Below are 12,978 nucleotides of genomic sequence, written 5' to 3'. Positions count from 1 at the left end.
CCTGGTTAAGCTTTCGGGAATATCCACAGATGCTCGGCCGGCAGGGAGAGCCGGCACAGCGCCCGATCGCGCGCCTCGTGGCCATAGGCGCGTACCACGAAATCTTCGGCCACGGTGCGGAACAGGTATTCCCAGCGATCGCCGAGATACATGCTGGTCAGCAACGGCAGCTCAAGCTGATTACCCTGTGGATCTTCACCCAACCGCACGCGCTCCACGCGGATCACCGCCGTGCCCTCCTGTCCGACCTGCACGCCTTCGCCCGCTTTGCCCCACAGCGCCCAATCCTTACCTTCGATGCGCGCCCGGCCGTCTTCCAGCGCCACGATCTTGCCCGGCAACCGGTTGTTGCTGCCCATGAATTCGGCGGTGAACAGCGTGGCGGGCGAACCGTACATCTCCTGCGGCGTGCCCTGCTGTTCGATTTTGCCGTTATTGAGCAGCAGGATGCGATCGGAAATGGCCATCGCCTCGTTCTGATCGTGGGTCACCATCAGCGCCGACAGACCGAGCTTGATGATCAGCTCGCGCAGAAATACCCGCGCTTCTTCGCGCAGCTTGGCGTCGAGGTTGGACAGCGGCTCATCCAGCAGGATCACCGGCGGGTTGTAGACCAGCGCACGGCCGATCGCCACCCGCTGCTGCTGGCCGCCGGAGAGCTGGTGCGGATGGCGCTTGGCCAAATGCCCCAGCCCGAGCTGATCCAGCACCGCCTGTACCCGTTGGGCTATTTCCGCCGAGGCGGTCTTACGCAGCTTCAGCGGATAAGCGACGTTCTCAAACACCGTTTTGTGCGGCCACAGGGCGTAGGACTGAAACACCAGCCCCAGGTTGCGCTCTTCGGCGGGAATTTCGCTGCGCGCGCTGCCGTTGTAAACCGCGCTGTCGCCGATGACGATTCGCCCCTGGCTCGGCTTCTCCAGCCCGGCCACCGCCCGCAGCAACGTGGTTTTGCCGCTGCCCGACGGGCCCAGCAGTGAGACCACTTCGCCCCGTTTCAGATCCATCGACACCCCTTTCAGCACCGGGTTGTCGCCATAGGTCAAATGCAGGTTCTCTACCGAAAGTTCAATCATGTAATTTCACTCCAAAGCGCAAAGCGATCCCCAGCCCCAGCACCACCAGCAGGATATTGATGAACGACAGCGCGGCGACGATATCGATGGCGCCCGCGGCCCACAGGGAAACCAGCATCGAGCCGATGGTTTCCGTGCCCGGAGACAGCAGATACACCCCGGTGGAATATTCGCGTTCAAAGATCAGGAACATCAGCAGCCAGGAGCCGATCAGGCCGTAGCGCGACAGCGGAATGGTAACGTGTCGGGTGATCTGGCCGCGGCTGGCGCCGGCGCTGCGCGCGGCTTCCTCCAGTTCCGGCCCTACCTGCAGCAGCGTGGAAGAGATCAGCCGCAGGCCATAGGCCATCCACACCACGGTGTAGGCCAGCCAGACGCTGAAGATGGTGCTGCGCAGCGAACGCAGCCAGACGATCACGTTCTCGCGCAGCCATTCGGCCATCGGCAGCACGGACAGCCAGCCTTCCTTGAGCGATTTATCCAGCCACATCGGCAGGAACAGGAACACCCACAGGAACGCCAAACCGGCCAGCAGCCCCGGCACCGCGCGCGGCACCAGCACGCTGTAGTCGAGGAAGCGCGTGGCGCCGTCCGGCTTGCGGTGCATCGCGATGCCGATAAACAGATAGCACGCGACCGCCAGCGCCCCGCCGATCACCCCGATCGCCATCGAGTTGACGATGGCGCGCAGCAGGTTGGGCTGCGCCCAGATGGTGCGGAAGGTGTTGATCGACAGTTCGTCCCAGACGGAAACGCCCACGCCCCAGTTGGAGATAAAGGCGCGCAGCACCACGCCGATCAGCGGCACGCCGATGGTCACGGTCAGCCAGAACATCACCACCGCGCCGGCCACCCAGCGCCATTTGCCCAGCGGCAACGCGCGCGCCTGCGAGGCTTTGCCCTTGACGGTGACGAAACGGTTGGCGGTACGCATCAGCCTGCGCTGCAGCATCACCAACGGAATGGTGATGCAGATCAGCACCACCGCTACCGCCGCCATCAGGTGGTAAGACGGCGTGCCCAGCTTGTTGGTCAACTGATACAGGTAGGTCGCCAGCACCAGGTTGCCTTCCGGATCGCCCAACACCAGCATCAGGCCGAACACCTCCAGCCCGAGGAAGAACAGCAGCACCCCGGCGTACAGGATAGACGGCCGCACCATCGGCAGGCTGACGGCGGTCATCACCTGCAGCGGCGTAGCGCCGGCGGTGCGCGCCGCTTCTTCAACGTCGGAGCCCACGCTGCGCAGCGCCGAGGAGATGTACAGGTAGGCGTGGGGCACGTGCGTCAACCCGGCGATAACCACGATGCTGGCCATCGAATAGATGTTCCACGGCACGAAGCCCAGCAGCGCCTCCGCCCACAGCGAGAAGAAGCCCACCGGCCCCGCCGCCACCACGTAACCGAAGCCCAGCACCATCGGCGACACGAAGATCGGCACCAAAATCAGCGGTTCGATGAGCCGCCGCCCCGGCAGATCGGTGCGCACCATCAGGAAGGCCAAAATGCCGCCGAGCGGGATAGCGATGATCACCAGGCCGAATGCCAGAATAAAGCCGCTTCTCAGCGCCTTGTAGAAATCCGGATCGGTAAAGATGAACTCGAAGGCCTCCAGGCTGAAGACCTTGGAGGGAGAGAAAAACGGAGCCGAGAGGAAGCTTTGAATGATGATAAACGACAGGGGGACATAGATAACCAGCGCGGTTATCAACACCACCAGGCCGCGCGGCAGGCTCTGCCACTTTCTGCGCCATGCTTGCATAAATGCTCCCTATGGTTGTAAACGACGACCAAAGGGCGCGCGCCTGTACGTCAGGCGCGCGTCCGAATGCAGTCCCTGTTATTTCGCCGCGGCGGCGCGCCATTGTTTGATGTAGTCGAGACGCTTGGCCGGCTGCAGATATTCCAGCAGGCTGTCATCGACCGGGATCGGTTTGAGCGCGTTACCCAACAGCTTGGTCATGCCATCGATGTCGTTCTTGCCTTCGATGTCGTTGCGGATCGAGGGGATATCCGCCTGATTGGCGAGAATATTTTGCCCTTTCTCCGACAGCACATAGTCAAACCACAGCTTGGCGGCGTTAGGGTTGCCGGCCTCTTTGCCGATGAAGCTCACGCGCGACAGCACCAGGGTATAGTCTTTCGGATAGACGATGCCGAGCGACGGATCGCTCTTGGCGCGGGCCTCGGCGTATGAACCGAGGATATTGAAGCCGATCAGGTTTTCACCGGAGGAAACGCGTTCCATCATGGTGCCGGTGGAGGATTGCACCGCCAGGCCACCCTTGGCCACGTCGGCCAGCGTTTTGAAGTAGTTGGGATCGGCCTTGAAGTCCTGCACCGACAGCATGAAGCCGACGCCGGATTTTTCGATGTCGTAAGTGGTGACTTTCTTCTTGAATTTGTCCGTCTGGCCGGCGATCAGCTTGGCCAGCGCCGCATGCGAATCCGGCACATCGCCTTGCGGGATCAGGCGTTTGTTATAGATAAACACCACCGGCTCATAGGTGGTGCCATACACCTTATCTTGCCATACCGCCCATTTCGGCAGTTGAGCCTGCTCGGGAGAGGCGTATTCCTGCGCGTAATCGCCCGCCAGTTTCAAAATGGTGTCCATCGACGAACTCCACACCACGTCGCCGCTGGTGCCGCCGGCCGCCTGCTCGCTGATAAAGCGGTTATACAGTTCGGTGCTGTTCATGTCGTTGTATTCGACCTTGATGCCCGGATACAACGCCTCGAACCCCTGGATCAGCGGCGCCGCCGCCTTGGTGTCGGTGGTCGAGTAAATCACCACCTTGCCTTCTTTCTTCGCGCCGTCGACCAGTTTCTGGTAGTCGGCGGGGTAGCCCGCCGGGAAGGCCGCATAGGCGGAAACGGAGCCCAGTAAGGTGATTGCAGCCACGGTAGCGCTGATTTTTTTCATCATCATCCATCCCCAGATCACATTTAATAAACCAAAAATTAACATACAGTTAATAATTGCGACGAGGCAACGGCGTTGCTTGTTATCTTTCGGTTTTGTGAGGTTGGACGTTTTTCAGTCAATACCCACGCCCGGCGGCGCGGGCTTTACGGCGCTTCCTGTCGCAAACTATTCGGCCAGGCGAGAACGCCGCAGCAGGCGAATTCGCTGTACGATGGCGACCCTGCAACGTCAGAACAAAGCCGGCATTCGACCCGCGATATGCCGATCTTTTTCCCCCGTAAACCGGTCGAAGACGGCCACGTCTCTTTCAAGCCGCACATCGAAATTCCGCTGTCGATAGACAGGGTGGCGCGCTAACGCGCTGCCGGGTCGGCCGCCATGATCCCTCTGTGCAGCCGGTTCACGCCAGGATAAACAGCGCTGTATTAATCAGGTTTTTGTCGCCGAATTATTATATCCTGCCGGACGAAAATTTTTGCGGGCGTACGCAGCCCCACGCGCCTCCTTCTGCAGCGCTTCATTTCGCAGCCAGGCCGTTTATTTCATGAATACAGGCAGTGCCATACCGTTATGACCAAGAGTTTATCCCCGAAAGACATTATCGCCCTGGGCTTTATGACCTTCGCCCTGTTTGTCGGCGCCGGCAACATCATTTTCCCCCCGCTGGTGGGGCTGCAGTCCGGTGAACATCTGTGGCCGGCCGCACTCGGGTTTATGGTGACCGCCGTCGCTCTGCCGGTGATCGCCGTGATCGCGCTGGCGCGCGTCGGCGGCAGCATCAGCCTGCTGACCGGCCCCATCGGCCGCACCGCCGGCCTGCTGTTGGCGACCGTCTGCTATCTGGCGCTCGGCCCGCTGTTCGCCACCCCGCGAACCGCCAATGTTTCTTTCGCCCTCGGCATCGCGCCCTTCACCGGCAACGGCGCCCTGCCGCAGTTCATCTACAGCCTGCTGTTCTTTACCCTGGCGATGGTTGTGTCGCTGTATCCCGGCCGCTTGCTCGATAACGTCGGCCATATTCTGGCGCCGCTGAAAATTCTGGCGCTGGCCGCGCTCGGCATCGCCGCCCTGGTGTGGCCCGCCGGTGCGCCGGTCTCCGCCGTCGGCAGCTATCAGGCCGCGGCGTTTTCCACCGGCTTCGTGCAGGGTTATCAAACCATGGACACGCTGTCGGCGCTGATGTTCGGCTCGATTATCGTCACCGCCGCCCGCTCACGCGGCGTCAGCGACAGCGGCCTGCTGCTGCGCTACACCCTGTGGGCCAGCCTGATCGCCGGCGTCGGCCTGACGCTGGTCTATATCTGCATGTTCAAGCTCGGCGCCGGCAGCGGCAGCCTGATCGGCAGCGGTGCTCAGGATGGCGCAGCGATCCTGCACGCCTATGTGCAGCACACCTTCGGCGATCTGGGCAGCGTCTTTATGGCGGTGCTGATGTTCATCGCTTGCCTGGTGACGGCGGTCGGCATGACCTGCGCCTGCGCGGACTTCTTCTCCCGCTACCTGCCGCTCTCTTATCGCGCGCTGGTGGTCATCCTCGCCCTCTTCGCCATGCTGGTTTCCAACATGGGGCTGGCCAATCTGATCCGCGTCTCACTGCCTGTACTGACGGCGATCTACCCGCCTTGCATCGCGCTGGTGTTGCTCAGCTTCAGCCAGAACCGCTGGCGCAGCGCCAGACGCGTCTTCGCGCCGGTGATCGCTACCAGCCTGGTGTTCGGCCTGGCCGATGGCCTGAAGGCTTCAAGCTTCAGCGGCCTGCTGCCCGCCTGGTTCGATAAGCTGCCGCTGGCCGAGCAGGGTCTGGTCTGGCTGCAGCCTACGCTGTTGGTGCTGTTGCTGGCGGCGGCTTACGACCGGTTGCGCAGCGCCGAAAGCGTCAAGGCCGCGTCGTAATCGCGATTTCCGCCCATAAAAAAAGCCGGTCATGATGACCGGCTTTTTTATCGGCTTGCACCCGGCGGCTTACTTCAGCAGCGCCTGCGCCTTGGCCACCACGTTGTCCACGGTGAAGCCGAACTCGGCGAACAGCTGCTCCGCCGGCGCCGACTCACCGAAGGTGGTCATGCCCACGATAGCGCCGTTCAGGCCCACGTACTTGTACCAGTAGTCCGCGATACCCGCTTCCACCGCCACGCGCGCCGTTACCGCCGCCGGCAGCACCGACTCGCGGTACGCCGCATCCTGCTTGTCGAACGCGTCGGTCGACGGCATCGACACCACGCGCACCTTGCGGCCCGCCGCGGTCAGTTTGTCCGCCGCCTCCACCGTGATACCCACTTCGGAGCCGGTGGCAATCAGGATGACGTCCGGCGTGCCCGCGCAGTCTTTCAGCACGTAGCCGCCGCGGTACACGTTCGCCAGCTGCTCTGCGGTGCGCGGCTGCTGGGTCAGGTTCTGGCGCGAGAACACCAGGGTGGTCGGGCCGTCGTTGCGCTCGATGCCGTACTGCCACGCCACCGCCGATTCCACCTGGTCACACGGGCGCCAGGTGCTCATGTTCGGGGTCACGCGCAGGCTCGCCAGCTGCTCCACCGGCTGGTGGGTCGGGCCGTCTTCGCCCAGACCGATGGAGTCGTGGGTGTAGACGAACACGTTGCGCAGCTTCATCAGCGCCGCCATGCGCACCGCGTTGCGGGCGTATTCCACGAACATCAGGAAGGTCGCCGAGTACGGCAGGAAGCCGCCGTGCAGCGCGATGCCGTTGGTGATGGCGGTCATGCCGAACTCGCGCACGCCGTAATGAATGTAGTTGCCCGCCGGGTCAACGTTCAGCGCTTTCGAGCCGGACCACATCGTCAGGTTGCTCGGCGCCAGGTCGGCGGAGCCGCCCAGGAACTCCGGCAGCACCTTGCCGAACGCTTCCAGCGCGTTCTGCGACGCCTTGCGGCTGGCGATGTTGGCCGGGTTGGCCTGCAGTTTTTCCACGAACGCTTTGGCGTCGGCTTTCCAGTCAGCCGGCAGCTCGCCGTTCATGCGGCGCTTGAACTCGGCAGCCTGCTCCGGGAAAGCTTTGGCGTAGGCGGCGAACTTGTCGTTCCAGGCCGCTTCTTTAGCCTGACCGGCTTCTTTGGCGTCCCACTGGGCGTAGATGTCCTGCGGGATTTCAAAGGCGGCGTATTTCCAGCCCAGCGCTTCGCGGGTGGCGGCCACTTCGGCGGCGCCCAGCGCAGCGCCGTGCACGTCGTGGGTGCCGGCCTTGTTCGGCGAACCGAAGCCGATAACGGTCTTGCACATCAGCAGCGACGGCTTGTCGGTCACCTTGCGGGCTGCTTCAATCGCGGCCTTGATGGCGTCCGGGTTGTGGCCGTCGACGTTGCGCACCACGTGCCAGCCGTAGGCTTCGAAACGCAGGGCGGTGTCGTCGGTGAACCAGCCGTCGACGTGACCGTCGATGGAGATGCCGTTGTCATCGTAGAAGGCGGTCAGCTTGCCGAGCTTGAGGGTGCCGGCCAGGGAGCAGACTTCGTGCGAGATGCCTTCCATCATGCAGCCGTCGCCCATGAAGGCGTAGGTGTGGTGGTCGACGATGTCGTGGCCCGGGCGGTTGAACTGCGCCGCCAGGGTGCGTTCGGCGATGGCGAAGCCGACGGCGTTGGCGATGCCCTGGCCCAGCGGACCGGTGGTGGTTTCAACGCCCGGGGTGTAGCCGTACTCCGGGTGGCCCGGGGTTTTGGAATGGAGCTGACGGAAGTTTTCCAGCTCGCGCATCGGCAGGTCGTAGCCGGTGAGGTGCAGGAGGCTGTAAATCAACATGGAGCCGTGGCCGTTGGAGAGCACGAAACGGTCGCGGTCAGCCCAGTGCGGGTTAGTCGGGTTGTGGTTGAGGTAGTCACGCCACAGGACTTCGGCGATGTCCGCCATGCCCATAGGGGCCCCCGGGTGGCCGGAATTTGCTTTTTGTACGGCGTCCATGCTGAGTGCGCGGATGGCGTTGGCAAGCTCTTTACGAGAGGACATGTTTTACTCCAGGTCGGATAAAAAAAGCAGTCAAGTTCCCTATTTTCTCAGACTCCACATCACAACGGCAATCCCTAATGCCAAATGAGAGCGAGTTCACCACTTATTAGCACGATTGGACGCTTTTTCGGAATAACACTATTCTCGCCTTGGCTGGCGTACACTAGGCTCTTGCGACAAGATTTCCTCCAAGCAAAATGACTCTTTTACCTTGTTACCTTCACAGGAAGATGGCGTTATGAAGATCCGTACCTCTTTGATTGCGTTGGGCATTGCTACCTTGGCAACCGGCTGTCAAAACCTGAATACCGAAACCTTGATGCAGTCCGGCGCGCAGGCGTTCCAGGCGGCGACCCTGAGCAACAACGACGTTAAGGCCCTGAGTGATAAATCCTGCGCCGAGATGGACAGCAAGGCACAAATCGCGCCGGCCGACAGCACCTATGCCAAGCGTCTCAACAAAATCGCTGCGGCGCTGGGCGACAACATCAACGGCACCCCGGCCAACTATAAGGTCTACGTGACCAAAGACGTCAACGCCTGGGCGATGGCCAACGGCTGTATCCGCGTCTACAGCGGGCTGATGGACATGATGAACGACAACGAAGTGGAAGGCGTGCTGGGCCACGAAATGGGCCACGTGGCGCTGGGCCACACCCGTAAAGCGATGCAGGTGGCTTACGGCACCGTGGCGCTGCGCACCGCGGCGTCCTCCGCCGGCGGCGTTATCGGCTCGCTGTCGCAGTCGCAGCTGGCGGACATCGGCGAGAAGCTGGTCAGCGCCCAGTTCTCGCAGAAGCAGGAAAGCGAAGCGGATGATTACTCGTTCGATCTGCTGAAAAAGCGCGGCATCGATCCGAACGGCCTGGCCACCAGCTTCGAAAAACTGGCCCAAATGGAAGCCGGCCGTCAGAGCAGCATGTTCGACGATCACCCGTCTTCCCAAGCGCGCGCGCAGCACATTCGCGATCGCATCGCGGCAGAGAAGTAACAACGAGAACGCCCGGCAACCGCCGGGCGTTTTTTATCGTATCAATACAGGGTTTTCTGCGGCGGCCCGGCGAAGGTCAGCGGCCCGACCTGCTTCATGTCCACCTCAACCACCGACGGCCCCGGGTAGTTGATCGCTTCGGCCAGCACGCCGTTGAACTGCGCCGCCGCCTCGACCTTCCAGGCTTTCAGCCCCATCGCTTCGGCTATTTGAGTAAAGGCCGGCGTATGCAGCTCGTTGTAATACTGGCGCCCGGCGAAATACTTGTCCTGAATGCCGCGCATCACGCCATAGCCGCCGTCGTTCATGATCAGCAGGGTGATGTTCACCTGTTCCTGCGCCATGGTCGCCAGTTCCCCCAGGCCCAGCGCCAAACCGCCATCGCCCACCAGCCCCACCACCTTGCGCTGCGGGTTGGCGATCGCGGTGCCGATCGCCATCGGCAGCCCCATGCCGATAGCACCGGCCAGCGAGTGAATGTTGCACAGCGGCGAGATCGCGCGGAACAAACGGCTGCCCCAGACGCTGCCGGATACGGTGATATCGCGCACCAGCAATCCGTCCTGCGGCAGCGCGGCGTCGATGGCGTCGTTGAGTTTGGCGTATTCACCGGACTGCTGACGCAACGCGCTCTCCGCCTGCTGCACCGCCCCCGCGATCTCGACATCCCACTCGGCGTTGACCTTCTCGCCGGGGCTCAGCCGCGCCGCCAGCGCGGCCAGCAGCGCCGCACAGTCGCCATTGATCTGCTCATCGGCCAGGTAGTTGCGGTTGGCCGCCGCCGGATCGATATCAATCTGCACCAGCGGGCGCGGCAGCGGCAGCGTCCAGGTGCGGGTCTCATTACTGCGCAGCCGTGAACCGGCCACCAGCGTCAGGTCGCACTGCGTCAGGATAGCCTCGATGCTCGGCGAGTTGTGGAACGCCCGCAGGCTGCGCGGATGGCTGTCCGGCAGAATGCCACGCCCGTGGGTGCTGGAGATCACCGCCACGCCGGCGTCCGCCAGCTTGCGCACCGCATCGCCGCAGGCCAACGCGCCGCCGCCCAGCCACAGCAACGGGCGCTTGGCCTGTTTCAGCCGCTGATGCAGCCGCTCCACCGCCGCATCGTCCGCCTTCGGCAGCGGCGCCGGCGCCAACGCTTCGGTCAGCACCGAGCGGGAAACCAGGCTGCTTTGGATATCGATCGGGATCTCGACCGCCACCGGGCCGCAGGGCACGGTTTGCGCATCCAGGATCGCTCGCTGGATCACCGCCACCGCCTGTTCCGGCGAATTGACCCGGTAGGCGCGCTTGGAGCAGGCGCGCAGAAAACCGAGCTGATCCCGGGTTTCATGAATAAACCCGGCGTCGGCGTCCAGATAGGCTTTTTCTACCTGGCCGGTGATATGCAACAGCGGCGTGTTGGCGTTAAGCGCTTCAATCATCGCCCCCACCGCGTTGCCCGCGCCGGCGCCGGTGCTGGTCAACGCCACGCCCAGGCCGGAGAAGCGCCCATGCGCATCGGCCATGGTGACCGCGCCCGCTTCGCCGCGCGCCGGCACGAAACGAATTTTATCGCGCTGCCCCACCGCATCGGCGATCGGCAGATTATGAATCGAAATGATGCCGTACATCGCCGACACCGCGTACTGTTCCAGAGTCCGGGCTATCGCCTCGCCAACCGTGATTTTATCGCTCATCATCTGCCTTCTTAGGGTAGTCGTTATTAGGGTTATGCGTAGAGGTGTCGGCCTAGTCGCTCCAGCGGTTCACCTGATGGCTCAGCGCCAGATACACGCTTTTCTGCTGCATGTAGGCCTTGATGCCGTTCAGGCCCTTTTCGCGGCCCAGCCCGCTTTCCTTGAAACCGCCGAACGGCGTGGAAATCGAGAACGTTTTGTAGGTGTTGACCCAGACGGTGCCGGTTTCCAGCCGCTCCGCCAGCGCCATCGCCCGTGGGAAATCGCGGCTCCAGATGCCGGCCGCCAGGCCGTACACCGAGTCGTTGGCCTGTTCGATCAGCTGTCGCTCGTCGTCGAACGGCAGCGCCACCAGCACCGGCCCGAAGATCTCCTCCTGGCAGACGCGGGCGTCGTTGTTTAAACCTTCAATAATGGTCGGCAGGTAATAGCTGCCGCTCGCCAGTTGCGGATCGGCCGGCGCTTCACCGCCGATGACCACCCGGCCGCCCTCCTGCCGCGCCAGCGCCACGTAGTCCGCCACGCTTTGCCGGTGTTTGGCGCTGATCAGCGGGCCGAGATGCACGCCCGGCACCAGCGGGTTGCCGATGCGCAGCCCCGCCGTCAGTTCGGTCAAGCGTGCCAGCAGCGGCTGATACAGCGAACGATGCACGAACAGCCGCGAACCGGCGATGCACGCCTGGCCGGCGGAGCTGAAAATGCCGTAGCAGATGCCGCGCGCCGCCTGCTCCAGATCGGCGTCCTCCAGCACGATGGTCGGCGATTTACCGCCCAGCTCCAGCGAGGTGGGGATCAGCTTGTCGGCGGCGATGTGCGCCAAATGGCGCCCGGTGCTGGTTCCGCCGGTAAAGGCGATCTTTTTCACCAACGGATGGCGTGCCAACGCCTCGCCGATCACCGAACCTTTGCCCGGCAGCACGCTGAGCAGCCCGGCAGGAAGCCCCGCCTGTTCGAACAGCTCGGCCAGCTTCAGCGCCATCAGCGGCGTGGCTTCGGCCGGTTTGAGCACCACCGCGTTGCCCGCCGCCAGCGCCGGCGCCACCTTCTGCATTTCGCTGGCGATCGGTGAGTTCCACGGCGTAATGGCGGCGATCACCCCCATCGGTTGATATTGGCTGAGCGTCATCACTTCGGCGCTGCGCGGGGTCGGCAGCTCGCCCTCCAGCACTTCGCAAGTGGCGGCGAAGTAACGCGCGGTCGCCGCCGCGCTGGCCACCAGCCCGCGGGTCTCCGCCAGCGGCTTGCCGTTGTCGCGCGTCTGCAGCTCAGCCAGCTGTTCCTGCTGCGCCAGGATCAGGTTGCTCACGCGGTAGAGAATTGAGGCGCGTTGGTGCGGCACCAGCCCACGCCATTCCGGCGCGCGCCAGGCCTTTTCCGCCGCCTCAACCGCCTCGTTGACATCCTCGACGTTAGCGGCGCGCAGCCGCGCGTTGACGCTGCCGTCGGCCGGGAATACCGAAGCCATCTCTTCGCCGCGCCCTTCACGCCAGCGCCCGGCGACAAAAATATTCAATCGTTCCATGCTCCGCTCCTGCCGTTCAGGCAATAAAACCGCCGTCCACCAGACGGCGGCAGGCTTGTACCGCGCTCAGCGCCGCCAGGGTTGATGTTTTGGGATTGCTCGCCAGCGGGGTGCCGCTCAGCTCGATGTGAAACTCGCCAAAGTCGCCGCACACCTGCAGGCGATGGGTATTGCGTCGGGTGGCGGGATCGACCTGCAGGCGTACCCGAGTGGCGTCCATCCCCAGGCCGTTGAGAGCAATGGTGGCCGCCACGTTGGCGTTGGCCGGGAATAAACGCGCCGCTTCACGCGCCGACCCTTCAAAAAATACCTGCGCTTCGCTCACCGCATCGAGATCTATCAACTGTTCCGCCGGGCTGCCGCGCCAGCTGGCCGGACTTTTGCTGGCCTGATAGGTCACGCTCTCCAGCCCGCCTTCGCGCGCCGACGCCAGCCCGTCCATGCCCGCCACCGCGCCGGACAGCACGATCAGTTGCCCGTGATGGCTGCGGCAGGCCTGCTGCAACCGCTGTTGCAATGCGGCGTCCGCCAGCGCGCCGGTCGAGATCAGCGCCAGCGGCCAGCCGCGCTGCAGCACCGCTTCGCCAAACTCCGCCACCGCCTGCTGGCTGGCGCACTCCAGCACCAGATCCGGCCGCTGCGAACACTGCTCCGGATGGGTCAGTGCCTGCACGCGCCCAGCAAAAGCCTCATCGATCGCCGCATGATGAGCTGCGCGCGCCAGGATCCAGCCGACCTCCACGCCTTCAGGCAAACGGGCGATCACTTCCTTCGCCATCGCGCCATAGCCAATCATCATGATCTTCTTCATCTTTTTCGGC

At 63.2% G+C, this 12,978-nt stretch carries 10 protein-coding genes; 3 read left to right on the top strand and 7 right to left on the bottom strand.

What is annotated here, in order from left to right; genetic code table 11:
• Positions 1–5 precede the first annotated feature (5 nt).
• The 3 genes from J0X03_RS03615 to J0X03_RS03605 all read right to left on the bottom strand — a co-directional run bounded on the left by J0X03_RS03615 (position 6) and on the right by J0X03_RS03605 (position 4,005).
• Entirely contained in the window at positions 6–1,076 is a 1,071-nt protein-coding gene (locus J0X03_RS03615; RefSeq protein ID WP_033652192.1) for an ABC transporter ATP-binding protein, read from the bottom strand.
• Positions 1,069–2,838, bottom strand: a complete 1,770-nt coding sequence (locus J0X03_RS03610; RefSeq protein ID WP_046687772.1) for an ABC transporter permease — start codon at positions 2,836–2,838, stop codon at positions 1,069–1,071. The genes J0X03_RS03615 and J0X03_RS03610 overlap by 8 nt, the downstream gene beginning before the upstream one ends.
• A gap of 78 nt (positions 2,839–2,916) precedes the next feature.
• Positions 2,917–4,005, bottom strand: coding sequence for an ABC transporter substrate-binding protein (locus J0X03_RS03605; RefSeq protein ID WP_033641358.1), 1,089 nt, complete (start codon positions 4,003–4,005; stop codon positions 2,917–2,919).
• Between the two features lie 72 nt (positions 4,006–4,077).
• On the opposite strand from J0X03_RS03605, the gene J0X03_RS03600 reads away from it, so the two are divergent.
• Positions 4,078–4,362 (top strand): hypothetical protein, encoded by a 285-nt coding sequence (locus J0X03_RS03600; RefSeq protein WP_108681945.1) that lies wholly within the window; start codon positions 4,078–4,080, stop codon positions 4,360–4,362.
• A 213-nt stretch (positions 4,363–4,575) separates the two neighbouring features.
• Entirely contained in the window at positions 4,576–5,898 is a 1,323-nt protein-coding gene (brnQ, locus tag J0X03_RS03595; RefSeq protein WP_033644726.1) for a branched-chain amino acid transport system II carrier protein, read from the top strand.
• A 69-nt stretch (positions 5,899–5,967) separates the two neighbouring features.
• On the opposite strand, the gene tkt is transcribed toward brnQ, so the two are convergent.
• Complete coding sequence (tkt, locus tag J0X03_RS03590) at positions 5,968–7,962, bottom strand: transketolase (RefSeq protein WP_046687602.1); 1,995 nt, start codon at positions 7,960–7,962, stop codon at positions 5,968–5,970.
• A gap of 238 nt (positions 7,963–8,200) precedes the next feature.
• On the opposite strand from tkt, the gene loiP reads away from it, so the two are divergent.
• Positions 8,201–8,953, top strand: coding sequence for a metalloprotease LoiP (loiP, locus tag J0X03_RS03585; RefSeq protein ID WP_033654702.1), 753 nt, complete (start codon positions 8,201–8,203; stop codon positions 8,951–8,953).
• A gap of 41 nt (positions 8,954–8,994) precedes the next feature.
• Here loiP and J0X03_RS03580 read toward each other — a convergent pair whose 3' ends face one another.
• From J0X03_RS03580 to J0X03_RS03570, 3 genes are read right to left on the bottom strand one after another with little or no spacing between them, the layout of a single operon-like run.
• The gene (locus J0X03_RS03580; RefSeq protein WP_033644932.1) at positions 8,995–10,635 is read right to left on the bottom strand and encodes a thiamine pyrophosphate-binding protein; all 1,641 of its coding nucleotides are present in this window, start codon (positions 10,633–10,635) and stop codon (positions 8,995–8,997) included.
• A gap of 52 nt (positions 10,636–10,687) precedes the next feature.
• Positions 10,688–12,157, bottom strand: a complete 1,470-nt coding sequence (locus tag J0X03_RS03575; RefSeq protein ID WP_123061958.1) for an aldehyde dehydrogenase — start codon at positions 12,155–12,157, stop codon at positions 10,688–10,690.
• Positions 12,158–12,173: 16 nt separating this feature from the next.
• Positions 12,174–12,968, bottom strand: a complete 795-nt coding sequence (locus tag J0X03_RS03570) for an aspartate dehydrogenase (protein WP_033644723.1) — start codon at positions 12,966–12,968, stop codon at positions 12,174–12,176.
• Between the last annotated feature and the right edge of the window lie 10 nt (positions 12,969–12,978).

It is taken from the genome of Serratia ureilytica (assembly GCF_017309605.1).
GTDB classification, from domain to species: domain Bacteria; phylum Pseudomonadota; class Gammaproteobacteria; order Enterobacterales; family Enterobacteriaceae; genus Serratia; species Serratia ureilytica.
This window is presented reverse-complemented; position numbering and strand designations above follow the sequence as displayed.